Source organism: Pelotalea chapellei (genome assembly GCF_018531195.1).
GTDB classification, from domain to species: domain Bacteria; phylum Desulfobacterota; class Desulfuromonadia; order Geobacterales; family Pseudopelobacteraceae; genus Pelotalea; species Pelotalea chapellei.
This window is the reverse complement of the sequence record NZ_JAHDYS010000008.1, coordinates 1-21,254: the sequence shown is the minus strand read 5'-3', so window position 1 is coordinate 21,254 and position 21,254 is coordinate 1. Positions and strand designations below refer to the sequence as shown.

General features: G+C 51.9%; 20 protein-coding genes. 11 read left to right on the top strand and 9 right to left on the bottom strand.

Annotation, left to right across the window (positions count from 1 at the left end):
* Positions 1 to 2: 2 nt before the first annotated feature.
* From KJB30_RS09640 to glmU, 3 genes are all read right to left on the bottom strand, one after another.
* Entirely contained in the window at positions 3 to 1,181 is a 1,179-nt protein-coding gene (locus KJB30_RS09640) for an Ig-like domain-containing protein (RefSeq protein WP_214298516.1), read from the bottom strand.
* Positions 1,182 to 1,337: 156 nt separating this feature from the next.
* Positions 1,338 to 3,455 carry an EAL domain-containing response regulator gene (locus KJB30_RS09635; protein WP_367618961.1) on the bottom strand — a complete coding sequence of 706 codons (2,118 nt, stop codon included), beginning with the start codon at positions 3,453 to 3,455 and terminating at the stop codon, positions 1,338 to 1,340.
* 79 nt (positions 3,456 to 3,534) lie between these two features.
* Positions 3,535 to 4,908 carry a bifunctional UDP-N-acetylglucosamine diphosphorylase/glucosamine-1-phosphate N-acetyltransferase GlmU gene (gene glmU / locus KJB30_RS09630; protein WP_214298514.1) on the bottom strand — a complete coding sequence of 458 codons (1,374 nt, stop codon included), beginning with the start codon at positions 4,906 to 4,908 and terminating at the stop codon, positions 3,535 to 3,537.
* 315 nt (positions 4,909 to 5,223) lie between these two features.
* Between glmU and KJB30_RS09625 the strand changes: the two genes are divergently transcribed.
* Positions 5,224 to 5,781: an MXAN_5187 C-terminal domain-containing protein gene (locus tag KJB30_RS09625; protein ID WP_214298512.1), complete on the top strand. Its 558-nt coding sequence runs from the start codon at positions 5,224 to 5,226 to the stop codon at positions 5,779 to 5,781.
* 33 nt (positions 5,782 to 5,814) lie between these two features.
* On the top strand, positions 5,815 to 9,360 hold the full coding sequence (mfd, locus tag KJB30_RS09620; RefSeq protein WP_214298510.1) for a transcription-repair coupling factor: 3,546 nt from the start codon (positions 5,815 to 5,817) through the stop codon (positions 9,358 to 9,360).
* 193 nt (positions 9,361 to 9,553) lie between these two features.
* Here the strand turns inward: mfd and KJB30_RS09615 are convergent, their stop codons facing one another.
* On the bottom strand, positions 9,554 to 9,919 hold the full coding sequence (locus KJB30_RS09615; protein WP_214298866.1) for a hypothetical protein: 366 nt from the start codon (positions 9,917 to 9,919) through the stop codon (positions 9,554 to 9,556).
* Between the two features lie 191 nt (positions 9,920 to 10,110).
* Between KJB30_RS09615 and KJB30_RS09610 the strand changes: the two genes are divergently transcribed.
* From KJB30_RS09610 to KJB30_RS09580, 7 genes are all read left to right on the top strand, one after another.
* Entirely contained in the window at positions 10,111 to 10,485 is a 375-nt protein-coding gene (locus KJB30_RS09610; RefSeq protein ID WP_214298508.1) for a hypothetical protein, read from the top strand.
* 132 nt (positions 10,486 to 10,617) lie between these two features.
* Positions 10,618 to 11,706: an IS5 family transposase gene (locus tag KJB30_RS09605; RefSeq protein WP_214298506.1), complete on the top strand. Its 1,089-nt coding sequence runs from the start codon at positions 10,618 to 10,620 to the stop codon at positions 11,704 to 11,706.
* Between the two features lie 254 nt (positions 11,707 to 11,960).
* A complete protein-coding gene (locus KJB30_RS09600) occupies positions 11,961 to 12,332 on the top strand; it encodes an ankyrin repeat domain-containing protein (RefSeq protein WP_214298504.1) in 372 nt (123 codons plus the stop codon).
* Between the two features lie 100 nt (positions 12,333 to 12,432).
* Entirely contained in the window at positions 12,433 to 13,038 is a 606-nt protein-coding gene (locus KJB30_RS09595) for a hypothetical protein (protein ID WP_214298502.1), read from the top strand.
* 49 nt (positions 13,039 to 13,087) lie between these two features.
* On the top strand, positions 13,088 to 13,468 hold the full coding sequence (locus KJB30_RS09590; RefSeq protein WP_214298500.1) for a hypothetical protein: 381 nt from the start codon (positions 13,088 to 13,090) through the stop codon (positions 13,466 to 13,468).
* 5 nt (positions 13,469 to 13,473) lie between these two features.
* The gene (locus KJB30_RS09585; protein WP_214298498.1) at positions 13,474 to 14,100 is read left to right on the top strand and encodes a hypothetical protein; all 627 of its coding nucleotides are present in this window, start codon (positions 13,474 to 13,476) and stop codon (positions 14,098 to 14,100) included.
* A gap of 251 nt (positions 14,101 to 14,351) precedes the next feature.
* Positions 14,352 to 15,134 (top strand): transposase, encoded by a 783-nt coding sequence (locus KJB30_RS09580; protein WP_214298496.1) that lies wholly within the window; start codon positions 14,352 to 14,354, stop codon positions 15,132 to 15,134.
* Between the two features lie 215 nt (positions 15,135 to 15,349).
* Here the strand turns inward: KJB30_RS09580 and KJB30_RS09575 are convergent, their stop codons facing one another.
* The 4 genes from KJB30_RS09575 to KJB30_RS09560 all read right to left on the bottom strand — a co-directional run bounded on the left by KJB30_RS09575 (position 15,350) and on the right by KJB30_RS09560 (position 16,827).
* Complete coding sequence (locus KJB30_RS09575; protein ID WP_214298494.1) at positions 15,350 to 15,769, bottom strand: type II toxin-antitoxin system HicB family antitoxin; 420 nt, start codon at positions 15,767 to 15,769, stop codon at positions 15,350 to 15,352.
* On the bottom strand, positions 15,766 to 15,951 hold the full coding sequence (locus KJB30_RS09570; RefSeq protein ID WP_246545614.1) for a type II toxin-antitoxin system HicA family toxin: 186 nt from the start codon (positions 15,949 to 15,951) through the stop codon (positions 15,766 to 15,768). The genes KJB30_RS09575 and KJB30_RS09570 overlap by 4 nt, the downstream gene beginning before the upstream one ends.
* Positions 15,952 to 16,117: 166 nt before the next feature.
* Positions 16,118 to 16,360: a toxin-antitoxin system HicB family antitoxin gene (locus tag KJB30_RS09565; RefSeq protein ID WP_214298492.1), complete on the bottom strand. Its 243-nt coding sequence runs from the start codon at positions 16,358 to 16,360 to the stop codon at positions 16,118 to 16,120.
* Complete coding sequence (locus KJB30_RS09560; RefSeq protein ID WP_214298490.1) at positions 16,357 to 16,827, bottom strand: putative toxin-antitoxin system toxin component, PIN family; 471 nt, start codon at positions 16,825 to 16,827, stop codon at positions 16,357 to 16,359. Before KJB30_RS09560 ends, KJB30_RS09565 begins: the two co-directional genes overlap by 4 nt.
* A 50-nt stretch (positions 16,828 to 16,877) precedes the next feature.
* Here KJB30_RS09560 and KJB30_RS09555 point away from each other — a divergent pair, with 50 nt between their 5' ends.
* Together KJB30_RS09555 and KJB30_RS09550 are read left to right on the top strand one after the other, a co-directional pair.
* Positions 16,878 to 17,381, top strand: a complete 504-nt coding sequence (locus tag KJB30_RS09555) for a DUF3592 domain-containing protein (protein WP_214298488.1) — start codon at positions 16,878 to 16,880, stop codon at positions 17,379 to 17,381.
* A 195-nt stretch (positions 17,382 to 17,576) separates the two neighbouring features.
* On the top strand, positions 17,577 to 20,495 hold the full coding sequence (locus tag KJB30_RS09550) for a PAS domain S-box protein (protein ID WP_214298486.1): 2,919 nt from the start codon (positions 17,577 to 17,579) through the stop codon (positions 20,493 to 20,495).
* Positions 20,496 to 20,590: 95 nt separating this feature from the next.
* Here the strand turns inward: KJB30_RS09550 and KJB30_RS09545 are convergent, their stop codons facing one another.
* A complete protein-coding gene (locus tag KJB30_RS09545; RefSeq protein ID WP_214298484.1) occupies positions 20,591 to 21,034 on the bottom strand; it encodes a cytochrome c3 family protein in 444 nt (147 codons plus the stop codon).
* Positions 21,035 to 21,254 lie beyond the last annotated feature (220 nt).

The following is a 21,254-nucleotide window of genomic DNA, read 5'->3' as shown; positions in this document are numbered from 1 at the left end:
GCTCATGGCACGATGACAGTTACTGTTTGCTTCAGTCCCTCAAAACTAGCTGTGATAATTGCCGTGTTGGCACTAATTGGCGTTACCAGCCCATTATTGACACTCACACTATTAGGCAAGCTGCTGGTCCAGGCAGCTTGAGCGGTCACAACCTGGGTGGAACCGTCGTTGTAAGTGGCTGTGGCCGTAAATTGAACTGGGGTTAAAGTTTGAAATGTAAATGGTGAGGTAATAGACAGGAAAGTAGCTGGAGGTGGGTCAATGGCCAGACTTTGAACTACTTTCGCAGCGACTGTCACATTCGCCGTAGCGGTCAGACCTGCATATACGGCACTGATGGTGGCAGAGCCTGCGGCGACACCCGTGACTTTTCCCTTATCGGGTGCAGCATTGCCGACCGTGGCTATTGCAGCATCGCTGGTGCTCCACTCGCTGTCAGGGGTCACAATTTGAGGGGTGCCGTCACTCATTGTGGCCGTCACGGTAAAGTCTCTGTTAGCGCCGACGATCAGATTGTCACTGGCAGGTGTTGTAATCGTAATTGAAACCGGTACAGGTGCCGAGACAGTCAACACAGTTGTGTCGCTCATTCCGTCAAAGGTCGCTCTGATGGTTGATGTGCCGACTGCGAGAGCATGGGCGAAGCCCTTGCTGCCGTCAGCGTTGCTTATGGTTGCTATATTTGGTGTGTCTGAAGCCCAGGCGGAATCCGGTGTTATATCCTGGGTTGTTGAGTCGGAAAAGCTACCGCTTGCGGTAAACTGGGTCGTGAGACCAACGGGAATGGTTGGATCGACAGGGCTGATTATCACCGCGGAGATTTTAGCATTGCTGACCGTCAGCTGAAAGGTGCTCGTCACCCCCCTCACGTTTGCCGTCAGAATTGCTGTCCCCGGGGCATGCGCAACCACACGGTTGGGACTGGCCGCAGAGAAATCAGCTATGCCGGGTGAATCACTCGACCAGACCGCCTGATCCGTAAGATCCAGAGTGTATTTTCCGGAATAGTCACCTGTTACCTTGAGCTTGGTGGAAGTCTTGGCAGCAATAACAGGTAACTCTGCGGTGATCGTGATCGAAGTAGGAGGTGCTACATCGTTGTGGCGAGTCGGAGTTCCATTCCAGCCGCAGCCGGATAGCAGCAACATTGTCAAAAGACCTGACCAAAACAGCTTGATCATGCATACCCCCAAAACATAAAAATATTTTTAATTCCATACCATTCCATGCAGGACAGCGTCAAGCGTGCCAAGACAATGGAAACCGGGGAATCTGGTGGGATTCTGGCTGAAAGGCAGGCGGTTTGCTACGAATCGGACGTGTGGAGAAAGCGTTGATCAGTACTTGAGACCTTCGCGAAGAAGTCTGGCAAATTCTTCAGCCGGCACGGGACGACTGAAAAGATAACCTTGCATTTCCACGCAATTATGGAAGGAAAGAAATTCCATCTGGGGACGGGTTTCAACCCCTTCTGCAATGACGTTGAGCTTCAGCGTCTGGGCCATGGCAATAATGATTTCGGCAATGGCTGCGTCATCGGGGTTGGTGGTAATGTCCCGCACAAAGGAACGGTCGATCTTTAAACGGGTGATGGGAAAGTGCTTGAGATAGGAAAGAGAGGAATAGCCTGTACCAAAATCATCAATAGCCAGGGCAATGCCCATTTCTTTGAGTTTGTGCAGAATGGTGGCGTTCTGCTCCGCGTTTTTCATGATAGCGCTTTCGGTGATTTCCACCTCGAGCCATTGAGGTTCCAAACCGGTATCCATCAGCACCGATGCGATCATTTCATCCAGCCGCTGCTGACCGAACTGCTTGCTGGATAAATTTACCGCCACCCGCACCGGGGTCAGCCCGGCATCCTGCCAGGCCTTATTCTGCTTGCAGGCGGCACGCAGTACCCACTCGCCGAGAGGGATGATAAATCCGTTGTCCTCAGCGAGATAGATGAACTTATCCGGCCCAAGCAGTCCCATATCGGGATGCTGCCAGCGCAACAGGGCTTCCATCCCGATGATGCGGCCGCTGCGGACATCCACCTGGGGCTGATATACCAGGAAAAATTCCTCCCGATCCAGTGCCTTGCGCATGGAAGTCTCCAGCATCATCCGCTCCAGCACCTTGGTATTCATCTCACGGGAGAAAAACTGGAAATTGTTGCGATCCTGCTCCTTGGCCTGATACATGGCAAGATCGGCGTGCTTGAGCAGGGTGTGGCCATCTTCTCCATCCATGGGATATACGGCAATGCCGATGCTGCCTGAAGTGTAGATCTCATGACCATCTATGTACATCGGCTCGGCTATCAGAGCCAAAACCTTCTTTGCAACAGTGGTTATGCCATCCTCTGAACTGACTCCGATCAGAATGGTAACAAATTCATCACCACCCAACCGCGCCAGGGTATCACTCTCACGCACACATGCCGAGAGACGCTTTGCCACTGTTTTAAGTAGTTTATCACCCGCCCGATGGCCGAGAGTTTCATTGATACTCTTGAAACGATCCAGATCGAGCAGCAGCACTCCGACCAGGTTGTGTTCCCGCGCCGCCTGGGCAATGGCCAGCTTGAGCCGGTCGTGAAGCAGGCTGCGATTGGGAAGGCCGGTTAATGTATCGTAGTTGATCAGCTGCTGGATTTCACTCTCGGCGCGAATGCGGGCTGTTATGTCAAGAGTTGTGCCGGAAACCAGCACCACATTACCGGAGCTGTCACATTCAACTTCTCCCTGGCTGTTGACTACAACTTCACCATCCGTGAGCGAATTGATACGATAAACAATGTTGAAGGGCTGTGCATTTTTGGCGGCGGCCAGCATGACTTTCCGGAAGGCCGCCATGTCAGTGGGGTTGACCAGTCCGAAAATCCATTCCATGTCAATGACTGCCGGTTCACGCGGCGCAAATCCGAAAATCCGGTACAACTCGTCTGACCAGTAAATTTCACCAGTAACAACATTCCATTCCCAACTTCCCATGCGAGCGATTTTCTGCGCCCGGGCAAGGCGTCGCTCGCTTTGTCGCAAGGACATTTCTGCACGCTGGAGACGCTCGCGAATGCGGGCATCATTGAGAGCACGGCTGACCACAGCAGGCAGACGGTCAAGAAATGTAGTGTCCTTGAGCATGTAATCACAGGCGCCGGTTTTCATCATCTGCACGGCAAGACTGGCGTCATCCCGGCCAGTCACCATGACAAAGGGAATCATGCAGCCTAATTCCCGGATTTGCTCGATAAAGGCAGCTCCGGTCATGTCGGGCAAAGCATAATCCAGCATGATCAGGCCGGCAGTACGTGTTGCCAGCAGTTCCATGGCCTGGCGACCACTGGTGGCACAGGCACTGGCATAGCCTTCGTCTTCAAGGACCGACATCATCAGGTCACTGAGTCCGGCATCATCTTCAATGATAAGAACCAATTCAGCGTTTGTTGGTTCCAGCTGCAAATCGTTCACTATGGTTCCGGTGCAATTTATGAGTATCCGGCAGCGGGAAGGCTACCGGCTGGCGTTTTTCTGTCTCGATAAAGCAGCGCTATTTCTTTTTCAAGCGCCAGCCTTCCTTATTAACCTGGGGAACGCGGGCAATTGCCAGAGAATCCTGTGGCACATTTTTCGTAACAGTCGTTCCAGCTGCTACCAGGGAGTTGCTGCCTACCGTCACCGGAGCTACCAACTGTACGTCACTGCCGATAAATACATTGTCGCCGATCACCGTGCGGTGCTTTTTGACGCCGTCATAATTGCAGGTGATGGTGCCGCAGCCGATATTGACATCACTGCCGATCTCGGCATCCCCCAAATAAGTCAGGTGAGAGGCCTTTGACCCTTTCCCCATGACCGCTTTCTTGGTTTCAACAAAATTACCGATCTTGACATGATCCTGCAGCACAGTGCCGGACCGAAGGTGGGCCATCGGGCCGACTGTCACATCGTCCTGCAGTTCGGAGCTTTCCAGAACAGATCCGGCCTTGATATGGCAATCATTACCAATCTGACAGCTATCGATGGTCACACTGCCTTCAATGGTGCAGTTGCTACCGATAACGGTATTGCCCCCAATGGTGCAATTGGGGTGGATAATGGTATCCGGGCCGATTGCTACTCCATGGTCGATATAGGTATGCCCAGGATCGATCATGGAGACGCCGGAACACATCAGCTCGTGATTGATGCGCTGACGCAGGATCGTGGAAGCCATCGCCAGTTGGCCACGGTCATTGACCCCCATGATTTCATCAGCATCAGCAATACAGCGCGCCAGACAGGTCAATCCTTTATTCACGGCAATGGAAAGCAGATCGGTAAGATAGAATTCATTTTGAGCATTGTTGCTGCTGATGGAAGAAATATTGGAAAAAAGGAAGTCCGACTCCATACAGTAGATACCGCTGTTGATCTCCGTAATAGCCTGCTGTTCCGGAGTTGCATCTTTCTGTTCGACAATGGCCAGCACCTGGCCGGACTGGTCACGTACCACCCGCCCATATCCATGAGGATCATCCATACGCGCGGTCAGCACCGTCAGCACCGCTTCCTGTCCACGATGAAAAGCGATCAGTTCGCGAAGAGTTTCCCCTCTCAATAGCGGCGTATCGCCGCACAGGATCAGCACCGTGCCGTTAAAACCCTGCAGCGCACCCTTGGCACAGGCCACAGCATGGCCAGTTCCCAGTTGTTCTTCCTGCATGGCACAAAGGATGTCATCGGCGCCGCGAAACGTATTGGAAACCGCATTGGCCTGATGACCGACCACCAGCACAATCGGTGCGGCTCCCGCCAGGCGGGCCGCATCCACTGGCCAGGTTATCATCGGCCGGCCGGCGGCAGGATGCAGAACCTTCACTATCCCGGATTTCATGCGAGTACCCTTGCCGGCAGCAAGGACAACCGCAGCAATATTTTCCATAGGGGCTCCAGCTGTTTCTGATTGGTTTTACTTCATTATTTGCCGCAATAGTGTAAGCGAAGGCCCCACCCCAGTCAAGTCAATATGCGGTGAATTCACGGACTACGGGAAAACGTGACAAGAAGGCCAAGAGCAATTAGTGAGCACGATCAAAACGACTTAAGCAGACCTGAAATATCATTTGAACCTCATCAAGGACCATCCCGCAGATCGACCCTGCAGTAGATTTTCAACAACCTGTTTAAAGCTTTACTGTGAGGGTAGTTTGGATATATCCTTTCAATTTGCTCCAAGAACCTGCACAAGGGTTGATCAATGGCTATTGCAGAAGACCTCACACAACTGGAACATCAGCTCGGGGAGCTGATAACCCGTTACGAGCAGTATTTCATCGGGCTTGAAAAGCGCGAACCACTCCAGTTACTGGGAACAGTAGAGAAACTGGCGCGACTGCATTCTGCAACTCCCATCAACAACACCATGTACAAACACAAGTATCAGATGCTTGTTGCCCGCCTCAGCACCTACCGCGAACACTGGAACAGAATTCTGCGGCTGATCGATGAAGGCAGATATTCCCGTGACCGCTTTATCAGCGACCTGCATCGCAACCAGCACAGCACCAGGGAAAACCAACGACAGGATAATGGCGAATCGAGCCGGGAGATTGACCTGGAGCGCATTTACTCGGAGTATCGCGAGGCGCGTCAAAAGTGCAACCTTCCCGTGGAAAACTTGAGCCGGGAAGCGGTAGCGAAAAGCATCGAAAAAAGCAAGCCTGCTTTGGCTACCCGCCTGGGTAGTGATGATTTGGTATTCCGCGTAGTAATAGAAAATGGAAGACCCAAGATAAAGGCTCGTCGGCGCGCATAACAACACATCAATTTGTCCAATTATGGTCCAAACATGCAATCCAGCAACAAATCGATCTTCACACCCCAAACAGCAGAAATTCTAGCTGCCCTGCAACGCAACTCCGGGCACATTGCGCTCCCCGGACTGAAAGGATCTGCAGCGGCCTGGGTAGTGGCAGAACTGCTCCGTTTGCAGCTGAAGCAGTTGATAGTGCTCACACCGGACCAGGCTGCAGCGGATGAATTCTGCCTCGAGCTTGGTTTTTTTACCGGCGGCAGCACCCCCCTCTCCTTCCCTGCCTGGGATGTACCACCCTTTACTGCAGCATCCCCCCACCCTGATATTTCCGGAGCACGCCTGGACACCCTCTTCCGCCTGCAAAACGGGCTGGGGCGCGTGGTGGTCCTGCCTGTGGCTGCTGCCCTGCAGCGGGTGCTGGGACGGCAGACTTTCAGCGATGCCTCCTGCTATCTGGTGGCTGGTGAAGAATTCGAACGCGACGACCTGCTGGCACGGTTGATCAAGATGGGTTACGCCAATGCTCCGCTGGTGGAAGATCGCGGCACTTTCACGGTACGCGGCGGAATTCTGGACATTTTTCCACCCAACCTGCCGACACCGGTGCGCATCGAGTTTTTTGGAGACACAGCAGAAACCATCCGTTCTTTCGACCCCCTTACCCAACGTTCCCTTCAGGCCATCGATGAACTGGTTCTGCTCCCTTCACGGGAAATCCTGCTGACCGATGAGGTGCTGGAAAATATCGCTCCGCGGCTGAAGACCTGCTGCGATGATCTGGATATCCCAGCGGATCGGCGACTGGCGATCCTGAACGACCTGAAGAGCTCCGTATATTACCAGGGGGTGGAATTTCTTCAGCCGCTGCTGCATCCGGGTATGGAGACTATATTCGACTATGCTCCTGATGCGACACTGGTGCTGCTTGATCCCGATCTGATCCAGGAATCCTGCCAACACCTGGGCGAAGAAATTGAGAAAGGCGCCGAAACGGCACGCACCGGCCGCCTACCCCATGCCCCTCCCGAAAAGCTGTTCCTCGATCAGCAGGAACTCCAGGCAATCATTGCACGGCGAGCCGGCCTGAAGTTTCCTGTATTGAACCTCACCGGCGGCGAGGTCTCCGCCTCAATAAGCATCCCCTGCCAGGACAATGGCGATCTACGTGTGACCGTCTCAAAGGAGACCACCCACGCCCTTGCTCCGCTTTCCAACCATCTGCGGGACTGGCTCGACCGCAACTACCATATCCTGATTGCTTGTCACCAGCGCCCCCAGGCAGAGCGCTTGAAAGAATTGCTGGCCCCTTACAAAATTCCCTGCGTCATCAGCGAGGAAAGCTTCCCGGAGGCGGCAGGGCTCCCCTCCTCCATCCTCCCTGCTCCTGGGGAAGAAGTGTCACAGGTCCCCGAGAGGCCGGAAGGAAACCGCGTAACCCTGCTCCTGGGCGAAATCTCCCGGGGCTTCCGTCTGCCGGATTCACGGCTGGCGGTAATTGCCGAAGAAGAACTGTTCGGCAAGCGGGTGCGACGCCGGGGCATTTCCGAAGTGCGCAAAAAGCAGATCCTCTCCTCCCTTGCTGAGTTGAAGCCCGGAGACCACATGGTGCATGTGGACCACGGCATCGGCCTGTATCGCGGCCTCCAGCACATCAGTGTCAGCGGCGTTGGTGGAGACTTCCTGCTGCTGGAATATGCCGGAGGGGACAAACTTTACCTGCCGGTCGACCGCCTGGCCCTTGTGCAGCGCTATGTCGGCCCGGAGGGAAGTTCACCCGGCCTTGATAAGCTGGGGGGAGTCTCGTGGGAGAAGTCAAAGGGCAAAGCCAGAAAATCAATTGAAGAACTTGCCGGTGAACTGCTGGATATCTATGCACAACGCCAGATTCACGAAGGCTTTTCATTCTCTCCCCCGGACGAGATGTACCGCGAATTCGAGGCATCCTTTGCCTGGGAGGAAACTCCTGACCAACTCTCGGCTATCCAGGACGTGCTGGCGGACATGCAGCACTCGCGCCCCATGGATCGGTTGATCTGCGGAGATGTCGGCTACGGCAAGACCGAAGTAGCCTTGCGTGGCGCCTTCAAGGCCGCACTGGACGGCAAGCAGGTCGGCTTGCTGGTGCCAACGACCATCCTGGCCCAGCAGCACTACGAAACATTCGTTGCGCGGCTCAAGGACTATCCGGTAACCGTAGAGGTCATCTCCCGCTTCCGCACTCCAAAAGAACAGAAGGCCATCCTCGAGCGGCTCAAAAAGGGTGATATCGACATCATCATCGGCACCCATCGCCTGCTGCAGAAGGATGTGGTGTTCAAGGATCTGGGGCTGTTGATCGTGGATGAAGAGCAGCGCTTCGGCGTCAAGGACAAGGAACGGCTCAAGGCCTTTCGCGCCATGGTGGATGTCATGACCCTGACCGCCACCCCGATCCCGCGCACCCTGTACATGTCCATGATGGGCATTCGCGACCTGTCGATCATCGATACCCCGCCGGTTGACCGCCTGGCGATCAAGACCTTTATTGCGCGCTTTTCCGAGGAACTGATCCGGGAAGCGGTCATGCGTGAGCTTCGGCGGGGCGGACAGGTTTTCTTTGTCCATAACCGGGTCACCAGCATCGCCAAGCGGGCCGAACAGATCGCGGCAATAGTACCGGAGGCCAAGATTGCAATGGGACATGGTCAGATGGGGGAGCACGAACTGGAAAAAGTGATGCTCGGCTTCATGCATGGCGAAACCAACCTGCTTATCTGCACAACCATCATCGAGTCCGGCCTGGATATTCCCAATGCCAACACCCTGATCGTGGATCGTGCTGACACATTCGGTCTTTCCCAGCTTTACCAGCTGCGCGGCCGGGTGGGACGCTCCACCCAGCGCGGCTATGCCTACCTGCTCATACCTGGTGAGCTCAGCATATCTTCCGATGCCCGGGAGCGGCTCAGGGTCCTGCAGGAAATTTCCGAATTGGGCGCAGGATTCCGTATCGCAACTCATGACATGGAGATCCGCGGGGCGGGTGACATGCTCGGCAGCCGCCAATCCGGCACGGTCACCGAGATCGGTTTCGAGCTTTACAACCAGATGCTGGAAGAGACCATCAGCCGCATGAGAGGCCAGGAAATGGTTGAACGGGTCGAGCCGGAGATCAACCTGAAAGTACCGGCATTTATCCCCGAGGCATATGTCAAGGATGCCAACCAGCGACTGGTGATCTACAAAAAACTGACCCAGGCGGAAAACGAAGAGGATGTGCTCGACGTTCAGAACGAGGTCAGCGACCGCTTTGGCGCCTATCCTCTGGCCACATCCTATCTGTTCGAGATCATGAAGCTGCGCATCATGCTCAAACGACTGTTGGTACGACAGATCGACTACGACGGAAAACATGTCGTCATCGCATTCCACCCTGCCACGCCCGCCTCGCCGGACACGATCATCTCCATGATGCGCAACGAGCCGAAGCGATTCCAGTTCACTCCGGATTATCGCCTGACCTGCGTAGTGGGGGGCACGGCATTCGAAGACATTCTGGAAACGGCCCGGACGGTTTTGATGAAGCTGGCTCCGGCATAATCCTGAAGCTTCTGAAACAGGGAGAATTAAGGCTCAGTAAAAGACGAGACTGATTTAGAATCGACAAATCAAAACAGGTATCAGGCAGCTTCCATCGAGGCTGCCTTTTTTGTTGCCGGATTGGAAGAGCTTGGGGTCGCTACCCTGAGGGTGAGGTGGGTCGGCTTTTTGGATGAAGAGAGGGAGGAGATGTTTAGCCGGTTGTTGAAAAACGTAATGAGGAGACCGATATGCACGGCGCAAGTGAGGGAAAGACCGAGGCGTACCCCGTGGTACGTTGAGGTCGCCAACGTCGCCGCTCACCGCTTTCCGTCACCAGCGTCAGGTTTTTCTGGGGTAAAAACCACTGGTGGGCAAACTCTTTCGGCGCCCGGGGATACTTCTTTTCCACCGCATTGTATGCCCTGCGCCGCTGGCTTTCAGACTGATTTTTCTCCTGTAATTTATCCAGAAATTGCCGAATACGGACTGACTCATCTTCGTTACTACAGTGCTTTTCGCAGAAATCGATAAAATAACGAAGCCATTTCAGGTAATCGGGAAGATTCTCCTCTATCACTCTTCTTTAAGAAGGTGTGACCGATAATCTGAAACCATCTGTACCGGAAGCTGGATCATCGCCGGTCCTTTGCTGGGAAATTTTAATTTACACCCTACCAAAGACTGCGTATATTTTCGAGCAAATACCTGTATCCATAAGGTGTTTATCTGCACTGAACCACTAACAGGTATGACGACAAGGGAAGACTAATGCTGAAAGATATGAAGGCGCACTGCCACCTTAAACCGGGACAAAAAGGAACCAAGCGCCTCGTTGAGCAATACGGTGAGTCGCTTCTTTGTGTACGTTACCAGTACGATGAGCAACGTGGGGTACGGATAAAAACAGTAGAGCTTGTGGTTTATGAAAAATCATGGCAACCACCATTTCGCTTTAAAGATGATGATATTGTCCCTATTGCGGTGGCTTATAATGAAACGGATTTGCGTGAAAAATTACGTAAGGCACGCGCAAAATGGGATCCCGAAATAAAAATGTGGCTGACACAATATCGATTTATCCGCAACACAGCATTGGAGTCGCGGATTTCAGGAGAATTCATGAAACGCGGTAAAGCCCCATAAAGCTTCCTATATAAGAAACCCTCAAGCATCTTATATCAGGTCTTTGAAAAACTCTGAGTATTTATGATGGTATTAGCTGCTACTTATGTTATGATGCCGTGCATATCTTGCTGATATTTCAGGAGAAACAGTATGCGCGGTTTCGATCAATCATCTGACGCCTTGTTCGTTTATCTCTCGCCTGAGTCCTTTGTTTCCAAAGATCATCCACTTCGTCCAATCAGACAAATGGTTGATACTGCGCTTGAGAAGCTTTCACCGATATTCAGTCAGATGTACTCCCACACCGGCCGCCCGTCGATTCCGCCAGAACGGCTACTCAAGGCCATGCTGCTTCAGGTGCTGTACTCGATTCCCAGCAACGTCAAGTTGGTGGAACAAATTCACTTCAATCTCCTGTTTCGTTGGTTCCTTGGTTTGGGGCTCGACGAACAGGTTTGGGACAATTCCAGTTTCAGCACGAATCAGGAACGGCTTATTCATACTGACATTGCCACCAGATTCCTGGCAGAAGTGCTTGACCAGGCCAAACGCGGTAAGTTGCTTTCCAAGGATCACTTCAGCGTTGACGGCACATTGATCCAATCATGGGCTTCTCTAAAAAGTTTCAAGCCGAGAGACGACGATCAGGACCTTCCGTCAGGAAAGAATCCGGAGCGTAACTTCAAGGGAGAGAAACTCACCAACGAAACTCACTCATCAACCACTGATCCTGAAGCAAGGCTGTACCGTAAAAGCATCAATCAGGAACCGCGGCTCTCGTTTGCGGCACACCTGTTAACCGAGAATCTCAATGGGCTGGTTGTGATGAGCAGTGTCACGCAAGCCGATGGTTTTGCCGAGCGAGAAACCGCAAAGGCTATGATTGGTAAAATCGCCCCGCGCAAGCGTCGGGTTACCATCGCGGCTGACAGAAACTACGATACCCTTGGCTTCGTCTCTGCCATGCGGGACTTAAATGTAACGCCTCACGTCACACAGAACACTACCAAGAAAGGCCGCCGTTCAGCCATCGATGGTCGCACCACCCGACACAGAAGCTATGCGGCAAGCCAGAAGTTCCGCAAGCGGATTGAAGAGGTGTTCGGCTGGCTTAAGACGGTGGGGCTGTTCCGCAAAACCCGCTACAGGGGCATCAAAAAGATCGACTGGCACTTTACCTTGGCGGTGACAGCTTACAACCTAGTCCGAATGAGAAATTTGGGGATCTGTGCCACCTAACGCAGGATAAAATCGCCCTGAAGGCGAACTCTGGACCGGATTAGCGGCAAAAATGCTTTCAAAGAGCAACAAAAACAGCATAACAATCGGAAAATGAGGCCAAACAACCCGAATAAATCTTCAAGATGAGGTCATGTAGCCGGAATCTTGGGGTTTTTCAAAGACCTGATATAGGAAGCAAGTCTCTTATATAAGAAACAAGTTTCCTATATGGGGAAACCGTAGATTAAGGAGTTGGGCACCAAGGAATCAATATGAGCGAGTACGGATCAGTATCTGACGTATTGAATAAGTGCTGGGGAGTTGTCGGTTTCTCCTCCTCCGAACAGCCCCCCGATGTTAATTCCCAAGATATCTTTGGGAATACGCCTCTTGGAATTGTTATCACTTGGAGTGATCTCGAAGCTGCCAAACTTCTAGTCGAGAACGGTGCAGATCTAAACATACAGATGGAAGACGGAAATACCCCTTTACATGAAGCCATCGAAATGGGCGAATTCGAGATAGCTAGGTATCTTCTGAGCAAAGGCGCAGACGCAGAAATCAGAAACGATGAAGGCAAACTTGCCCGTGATCTTTGCTGGGAGGGAGAGTGGGAAGGAATTTTCGGTAAGACAGATACCTGAAGAGCAAGAACATGGCACAACCACTCGGCGGCACACGGGCTCCGCTGACGCTACGCCGGTGCGCCTCGGCCCCGTTATTGCAGAGAGGAGCAAACTAAATATGTCGAATTGGTTAGTTTTATATTTTTGCCTACTTTGCGTGATGCTGGCGGGTTGTGAACCGGTCCAAAAAGTTTTTGATGCAGCGGAAGCACCACGCACTCGGGCTAATAGTCCTGCAACATTAAAAATTTCCGGAACAATTGATTCCCTCGTAACCCTTCAGACGCTTGATGTTGTATATACTACACACAATTCTTTCTGCGATCGAACGTTAAGTTGGATAGAGGGCGCTAGCGCTCCAAGAGTGGAACGTCTTGTTTATCCGCTTAAAAAGACAAATGGAACTTATGAGTTGAACCTAGAGTTGAACAAATTTGAACCTGGTTTCTGCAAATGGGCGGTTGCGAGTGTAAATTACAATGTCACTCTGAACTCTTCCAAATCAGTACCCAAAAAAGCTGCAATCGTATGGTTTAAAGATACGGGAAAAGATTCGCTGCCTCCTTTTGACCTGAAATGCCTACCACCAGAAAAATTCAAGGATATTCTTGCCTGTATGCACCCGAGGGGTGAATACTATATCAACACACGTGCCCCAGAACTGCGTGTAAATTTTGATGGTCAGGGTACAAGCCTCAATGATGGCAGGCAGCTTGGAGAATGAATCAAGTTATGCCAGGGAAAAGCATAGCAATAAAGGGACAGGCACCTAATTGAATGAACATCCAGCCGTGCAATTGGTGCCTGTCCCCTTATCTCCCGCTGTCCCCTTATCTCCCGGCAGGGATGCCTTAACCAAGATCGGCTCGGTATCAGGAGCAGTAGGCCACTTTGCCGTCTTTGCCAACCTGGACGAGGGTCGTGCCGCGCAAAAGAATCTTTACATCAACAAGTACGGTGCAATGAAAGTGCGTAATGCCATTGACAGGCTAACGCCGCCCAGCGAAAACGACACGACCCACTATTTGGCCGAGCTTAAAAAGGCAGGGGTTGATTTGGAAAAGAATGTATCTTCACAGATCGATGTTCTTATGAAAGCGATTGAAACCAACGAAGGTTTGATTGCAGGGATTGAGGTTCCCAGAATACCATAAAGCGCATGATAATATTACTACTTGTCGGTATGTTCAGCATCAACTCGGTCGTTCATGCAGCTGATGATATCCAGATTGGTTGCAATCGTTTGTCGCTGGTGTTGGACCCCGCGTTAAGCCCCAGCGTGGTTGATCGGGAATGGGCGACTGGTGAGTCCAGTTCCCAAGCCCCTGCAGTCTTGGAACTGCGGGGCTGCAAGGGCCAAATACTTGACCGTCTCACCCTCGATGCCGCTTTGGCCCGACTGGATCCCATCCCACTTCGCGGAGCCCCTGCTCCAAGCTACCTTGTGTCGGTGGATCTGACACAAGCCGCAGGCTCCTACAATGGCCCTTTGACCTTTCCTGTTCAAGTAGTGAATAACCATCTACAGCGTGTTGTAGCTCTCGCGTCCAACGGGCGTCTAGAACCAATCTATCTTGCCCAGACAGGAAAGGCTGATTGGAGGAAGATTTTCATAAAGGGAGTTGACAATCTTGTCTCAGTAAGCTGCCAGCCGAAGGACAAAAATTTCGTGACCTTCTATCGTCGCTACCATCCCACCCGCAACGGTTGGAAGGTACGCATGCGCTCCGTCCCCTGTCTTTGGGAGTCAGATGGTGAATTTCCGGAGATCAATCGATTCCCCTAAGGATGATTTTTGCGGGAGCTGGTTTCCGTATTGAGCAGTTAATAGGCGAAATCGGTGATAACCAGGCCCTTGGACACCGACCGGGGCTGAGAAGCGTCCCGGCGCGGGTCAAGGGCGCAGCCCCGTTGTGATGTGTGTGGCTTGGGTCGGACCAAGCTAACGTCCTGCAATAACATAAATTTCATCCAAAAATCGGCCTCATTTCGGCCTTAAACACCCTTTTTTTGTACTAAAAACGAGTCTTTAAGAAAATGGCACGAGCAAACCGTCATCACATCCCCGGGCAGGTGTGGCATATCACCCACCGCTGCCACAAAAAGGAATTTCTCCTCAAATTCGAAAAGGACCGGAGGCGCTGTCATTCGTGGCTATTTGAAGCCAAGAAACGTTTCGGCCTGCGGGTGCTCAACTACGTGGTGACCTCCAACCATATTCATCTGCTGGTTGTCGACAGTGGCCCTGATGTCATCCCCAATAGTATCCAGCTGATAGCCGGGAGGACCGCCCAGGAATTCAATCTGCGTAAAGATCGGAAAGGTGCGTTCTGGGAAGATCGCTACCACGCCACTGCAATCGAGCGGAATGAGCATCTGATCCGTTGCCTTGTGTACATCGATCTAAATATGGTCCGCGCAGGAGTGGTAAAGCATCCATCGGAGTGGGAGGCAGGCGGCTTCAACGAAATCCAGAACCCACCTATGCGGTATGGCGTGATTGACCGTCAGGGACTGCATGAATTCTGCGGTGTCCCCGCAAATGAATCTTTTGCCGATCATCATCGGCAATGGGTCCAGGACGCCTTGCAGAACAGTGAAAGTAAGAGGGACAATCGTTGGACAGATGCTATTGCCGTGGGCAGTGGTTATTACGTTGAAGCAATAAAGGCAAGACTTGGGATGAAGGCCGCCAGCAGAAGAATTGAGAGGCAGCAAGACGACGTCTGCATTCTTAGGGAAGAACCAGTTCCTTACAAGGCCGTTTTTGACCTCGAAAACGAAGCTCTAAGCCTGAATAACTGTTATTTTTGGGAATAAACCTGAAGTAAATCGTGGCGTTGGTTTGGTCCGACCCTGGAAAAGGTCTGGCAGAGACAATCCGCCAAATGGTTCAATAGGAGCAATGTTGATAAAGAATGGATATTCACCACAATATTTAAGCTATGTGATTCCCCTACTTATCGAAGAAGGATTCTGCAAGGCAGCGAAAGGAAACCATACAAAATAAAGACAAACCGAGGCAGTTGGAATAGTTATTCGAGAGATAACACTAATCGCTTACCTAGGGCCGCCGCTATCTTATCCAGTTGACGAAGGGACGGCCAATGCTTTGGATCTTCCAAGCGGGATACCGCAGGCCATGAGGTGCCTAGCGTTCGTGCAAGGTCTGAGAACTTTTTCTCTCCTCGATTTAACTTGACGAGAAGAGCCGCCTGAATGTTGACATCCGGCGCAATCATATGCACGTTAGCCCCTGATTCAGAGTGTGGAAGAGGGATAATCTCGTTATCTTCCATCCTTGATTTAAGAGTTAGGTCCAATACTTCTATGGCGTTGTAATTAGCTTCTTCAAGTGTATCCCCTTCACTGATGGCTTCAGGGAAGTCAGGGAAGGTAATAGTGTATCCACCTTCATCGGCAGGATCAAATATAGCCGGATATTCGATTTTCATTTTAGTTTTACCCCCGATTGTTTCTCTATGGAAAGCAAGGTTTTGATTTTAATGTCTTGCGTTCCGTGAACCGGCACAGTGACCTTAACACCATCTTTTATCATCTGGTGATGGCTACCGTTGATGGACTTGATTTCCCATCCCAGTGCTTTGAGCTTTTTTATGATTTCTTTGCCGTTCATGCTTATATTGATATATCATTTTAGGTAATATTGCAAAAATTTATTGAAAGATATCTTCAAGAGTCGTCGAGATCGGGAACAATTTCTCTCGTACCTGGAGTCGTCCGTCACTCGTTATGGCGCAATAATTCACTCTTATTGCCTCATGACCAATCATGTAGGGAAGTTAGCCAGGTAGTTCGTCTCCCGAAATCGGAGGGATCTTCTTGACCGAATCGAGAATACTTAACGCCTTTTCAGGATTAGCACGTTCAGCCCGCTCTCTGAAGAATGCTTCTGTCTTCAAAGCAGATACTTTCTCGGCAAGGGCAATCACGATAAACTGATTGAGAGAAACATTATCTTCGCGTGCCAGCTCTTTAGCGTAACCTGCGAGGGAATCAGGTATTCGAAGGGCGTATTGACTCATGATATATCTCCTGTCAACTTGATGCATTCAGCCGGTGTGATTAATTTCAGAGAAAACCGGCTAGCAGCATCAACAAAATCTTTCGTGTTAAAAGTCACCAGCGCATCAGCAGCGGCATTCAGTGCGGTTTCCAGCACCATTTCATCATTTGGGTCACGCAATTGAGGCCGCCATAAATAGCTCAAATGAACCGGTTCTACATGAGCGGCCAGGGTGTCCAGAACAATCTCCAGATTTTCAATTGAAATACCGTGGCGTAACCTTATTTCCGGCCGCTTGAGTACCGCCTCATATTCTAGCCAGAGCGGAGGCGATGCCAAGAGTGATATTTTATCTGCCAAAGCCCATCGAATCAGAAGATGCGATGCTCCATCACGGTTGCAAAGGGCAGTTACCAGAACATTTGCATCAAGAACAAATCGGTAATTCATATTACATACAATATCACAGGAAATATTGGTCAGCAAATAGAATGTATTTCTTTGGGATTTAATCGAGCAGAGGAGCCGATACGGCCATGAACGCCATTAAACAGATACTGGGAAAATTGTTAGGGTATGTTCTGCTGGCCGGGATTCTATTCGGGCTGTTCACGATAGTGGCCGTTCCCATCGAGATGGGCAAGATGGCTACGGCGGAGAAATGGCCCTCGCGCAAGGGGCTCATCACCAAATCATTTGCTGATCGGCGCTCCAGCACCCGGCGGGCGCCGTGGTGGCGAGCGGAAATCTGCGGCACGTATAAGGACAGCGAAGAGACCTTCTGCGTAAGGCGGGTCAGATATGGCGACTTCCGCTTTGGCAGCGGCGAGGCAGAGGCGCACGAAGCGGTGGCGAAATATCCTGTCGGGCGCGAGGTCGACATCTACTATTCCCCATCGAACCCGAAAGAAACAGTTCTTGAAGCGCGCACGTCCTGGAACACGATGGCCAGTCTGCTCGGGCTCGGCATAGGCTTCCTGCTCCTTCCCCTGCTGCTCTGGCTGTTCCGGAGACAGCTCGAACCAAAACGTTACAAGTAAAAATTATCGACTTGAATTCCCCACCACTTGACGGGAGACGGTCTCCCACAGACACCTCATTCCATAGCGGGCCGGCATATGAAATAGTTATGCCGGCCCTATTTTAATTTATGATAAGGTGACGAAGATGTGATGCAAGAATGCACATGTAATTTGTTTACAGCAGTTCCAATGTTCCCTCAGAGGAAAAACGAGATGCAGGTTACGACTGTAGATTTTCCAAAAAACTCAATGAAAAACAGCCAGCCAGACTACCGCGCTTTCAAACGATACATCATTGTCACAGTGATCATACTGATCCTGTCGATCATCTGTTTTTCAGCCTTGCAAGCCCGTGAGGAATATCGTCTGACGATTCATGCGGCGGAACTGCAGTCGCGAGGATACGCACGCGCCCTGCGCGAGCATGCCGAACGTGCCTTCGGCGAGATGGACGGGCTTCTGCTGGACGCCATCCAGCACATCGAATCCCAAGGCGGCATCGACAACGTGAACAGCGAGTACCTCCGCGAATTCTACAGACGCCACCCCCGCAAAATTCCTCAGGCTAATGCCATCGTGCTGGTGGACCGACACGGCACCCTCTTCGCCCATTCGCTGGATTTGCCGACCACGACCACCGAAGTCGCTGACCGGGATTACTTCGTCCATCACCGGAATAACCCCATGGACGACACCCCTTTCATCTCACGACCGTTCAAGAGCCGCCTGCACAACAACTGGCGCTTCACCATCTCCCGCCCGGTCCGTTCCGCCAACGGCACTTTCACAGGGGTAGTAGCCATCGGTTTCCAAGCGGAGTATTTCATGGAATTTTACCGTTCCCTGGAACTTGGAAAGCGGGGGCGCATCGTCATGGTCCGCAATGATGGCGCCCTGCTGCTGACAGAACCTGCCAAAGACACCGATCTCAAGACTGATTTCCGCAAGTCCTTCCTCTTCCGCCAGCAGCTGCCCCGATCTCCCAGAGGAATCTTCCATATTAAGGCTGGACAGGCTTTACTGGAACCGAGTGCCCGCATCATCTCCTACGATTCCCTGGCCGGTTATCCGGTGATCGTAACTGCAAACCTGGACACGGACGAAGTCACGAGCACCTGGCGGCAAAACATGTACAAGCACGTCATGATCGCCACTGCCGCCTGTGGAGCCCTGCTGTTCCTGACTTTACTGCTGCTGCGCCAGATCAGACGTATCGAACTGGCAAACCGCCACCAGGCAGAGCAGCAGGCGGAGATTGCCGCGGCAGCAGCAGCCTGGCAAACCACCTTCGATTCCGTTGCCGATGCCATCTGGATAATGGACCTGGAGCGGCGTATCCTGCGCTGCAACAAGGCAACTCAGACCATTTTCGGCAAAAATGTTGAAGAAATCGTCGGCCAGCTCTGCTGTTCAGTTGCCCACCAATTCACTACCCCACTATCATCCTGCCCGTTTCAGCAAATGCTGGACACGGAAAAACGAGCCTCTCTGCAGCTTTCGATCGAAGAAAAATGGCTTGAAGTGACAGTGGATCCAATCATAGGGGAAGATGGTGTCATCACCGGCGCAGTACATATAGTTTCAGATATCACCGCCATCAAGGCATCGGAAGAGCGCTACCGACTGCTGGTCGAAAATCTGCCGGTCGTCTGCTGGCAGGCGGATGAACATGGCACCACCCATTTTATCAGCCCTGTTGTAACAGCGATCGAAGGATATACTCCTGAAGAGCTTTATGCAGGGGGTGAGGCGCTCTGGCTTGAACGAGTCCATCCCGATGACCGGCAGATGGTTTTTACAGCTTTCGCCTCCTTGATGGAGCATGGAACTGCATATGATGTTCAATACCGCATAAAGCACAAGGATGGGCACTGGGTCTGGCTGCATGACTCTGCCTATGCCACCATGCTGCAGAACGGTTTGCACATTGCACAGGGGGTTTACAGCGATATCACTGCCCGCAAGCAGGCCGAAGAGGAGCGGGATGAACTTGAAATCCAGTTGCGCCAGGCGCAGAAAATGGAAGCTATCGGTCATCTTGCGGGCGGCATCGCCCATGATTTCAACAACCTGCTGACCCCCATCATGGGATATACGGAAATGGCATTTGCCACCGTGGAAGCAGGCACCCCCCTGGCATCCCGGTTAAACGGCATCATGGCGGCAGCCAATAAAGCCAAGGATCTCACCCAACAGCTACTCGGTTTTGGGCGCTGCCAAACAGTTACTACCGAAACGATCGACCTTAATGAGGTGATCACCTCCTTCAACTCCATCCTGCGTCGGACCATTCGCGAAAACATTACGATTGACCTTCTGCTCGATCCACAGGGGGCCTTCATCAAGGCCGAGCGCTCACGAATCGAACAGATTATCCTTAATCTGACTGTGAATGCACAGGATGCCTTCGAAAATCAGGGACGCATTGTGATCGAAACATGCAAGGTGTTCATGGATGGGGAGGCCGCGCGGCTCCATCCCGGCATGGCGCCGGGAGAGTATGTGTTGCTCTCTTTCCGCGACAATGGCTGCGGCATGGGCAGCGATGTGATGAACCATATTTTTGAGCCATTCTTCACCACGAAGCAGGTCGGTCATGGCACCGGCCTCGGCCTTGCCACGGTGTATGGAGTTGTCAAACAACACGGTGCCCATATCAGCGTCTCGAGCCATGAAGGGGAGGGAACAAGCTTCAGAATTTATTTCGCGAGCTGCGCCCAGTGTCAATTACCGGTTGTGGATATGCTGCAGGAGCCACCGTGCAAAGGAACTGACGATATGGTGGTGCTGGTGGTAGAAGACAACGAGATGGTCCGGAATCTGGTAGGAGAAATGCTGGCTGAAGTGGGATATCAGATCCTTTCCGCCGCTGATCCACATTCAGCATTGAAACTTGTTAAAGAGGGCCAGCACATCGACCTGCTGATATCTGATGTGGTCATGCCCGGAATGAGCGGACCGGAACTGCACGATAAACTGGTAACACTGATTCCCGGACTACGGGTGGTGTACATTTCCGGATATCCGGTGAATCCTGGACTACGGGGCGAGACCCTTGAAGACCAGGTCAACTATCTCCAGAAACCTTTTTCCACGGAAGCTCTGCTGGAGAGAATCAAGCAAGTGCTGTAATTTTTGGTAACAATTTTTCCTGATTTGCAACGCGCGCCTCATAAGTTACTCCCCATTCAAGGGGGAGGGAGCTTCATGTGAGCTGAATTTTAAGGTTAAACCCGATGGCAGGTCAGACAAAGTGCACTGCCGTTCATGGTGACCGGAACATAGTGTTCCCGCTGCTGCAGACGCAGATCATGACAGGTGATGCAGGTTACTTTTCCATCCTGCAGACGAAGCCCGGACTGCAGGATTTCGGTGCTCGAAGCGAAGTTGGTACGGCCTGACCATTCGGCAGGATAGGAAACATCGATCGGATGACTGCCCAAGGCATTCATATGGGAATTACGGCTGAAAAGCTGATAATCAACTCCTTTCACAGCAATTCCATCGTGACAGGAAAGACAGGTGTGGGTGGCCCCTTCATTATCCACCATGCTTCCAAAATGATCGACACCGGATATATCGCCACATGCGGCATCATGAGGGACACCATTGCCGGCAGCAGTCATGAGAAGTGCTGTAATTACCGTACGGAAAGTGTGCGCAGGCTTCAAGTGACCCCCTCTTCCAGACTTTTTGAAAGCTATAGACAAGCCGCAACGTTACACACATCTAATGCTATCATCGGAACAAGTCTGTGCAAGCAGTCATCACATCAAAAGGTTGTTGAAAAACAGTCATCTCGCCGCCATCCTCGAAAGCCACCTTGTGCGGCGTAGCGCTGCTACGCCTTGTATGTTGGACTGACAGTAACTAGATTCTCTGTTCCAGGAC

Coding starts and splice junctions, on each gene's coding strand:
- KJB30_RS09610 (WP_214298508.1), top strand. CDS start 10,111: ATGCTGAAAGATATGAAGGCGCACTGCCACCTTAAACCGGGACAAAAA.
- mfd (WP_214298510.1), top strand. CDS start 5,815: ATGCAATCCAGCAACAAATCGATCTTCACACCCCAAACAGCAGAAATT.
- KJB30_RS09625 (WP_214298512.1), top strand. CDS start 5,224: ATGGCTATTGCAGAAGACCTCACACAACTGGAACATCAGCTCGGGGAG.
- KJB30_RS09605 (WP_214298506.1), top strand. CDS start 10,618: ATGCGCGGTTTCGATCAATCATCTGACGCCTTGTTCGTTTATCTCTCG.
- KJB30_RS09640 (WP_214298516.1), bottom strand. CDS start 1,181: ATGATCAAGCTGTTTTGGTCAGGTCTTTTGACAATGTTGCTGCTATCC.
- KJB30_RS09550 (WP_214298486.1), top strand. CDS start 17,577: ATGCAGGTTACGACTGTAGATTTTCCAAAAAACTCAATGAAAAACAGC.
- KJB30_RS09600 (WP_214298504.1), top strand. CDS start 11,961: ATGAGCGAGTACGGATCAGTATCTGACGTATTGAATAAGTGCTGGGGA.
- glmU (WP_214298514.1), bottom strand. CDS start 4,908: ATGGAAAATATTGCTGCGGTTGTCCTTGCTGCCGGCAAGGGTACTCGC.
- KJB30_RS09555 (WP_214298488.1), top strand. CDS start 16,878: ATGAACGCCATTAAACAGATACTGGGAAAATTGTTAGGGTATGTTCTG.
- KJB30_RS09575 (WP_214298494.1), bottom strand. CDS start 15,769: ATGAAAATCGAATATCCGGCTATATTTGATCCTGCCGATGAAGGTGGA.
- KJB30_RS09580 (WP_214298496.1), top strand. CDS start 14,352: ATGGCACGAGCAAACCGTCATCACATCCCCGGGCAGGTGTGGCATATC.
- KJB30_RS09595 (WP_214298502.1), top strand. CDS start 12,433: ATGTCGAATTGGTTAGTTTTATATTTTTGCCTACTTTGCGTGATGCTG.
- KJB30_RS09570 (WP_246545614.1), bottom strand. CDS start 15,951: ATGAACGGCAAAGAAATCATAAAAAAGCTCAAAGCACTGGGATGGGAA.
- KJB30_RS09585 (WP_214298498.1), top strand. CDS start 13,474: ATGATAATATTACTACTTGTCGGTATGTTCAGCATCAACTCGGTCGTT.
- KJB30_RS09565 (WP_214298492.1), bottom strand. CDS start 16,360: ATGAGTCAATACGCCCTTCGAATACCTGATTCCCTCGCAGGTTACGCT.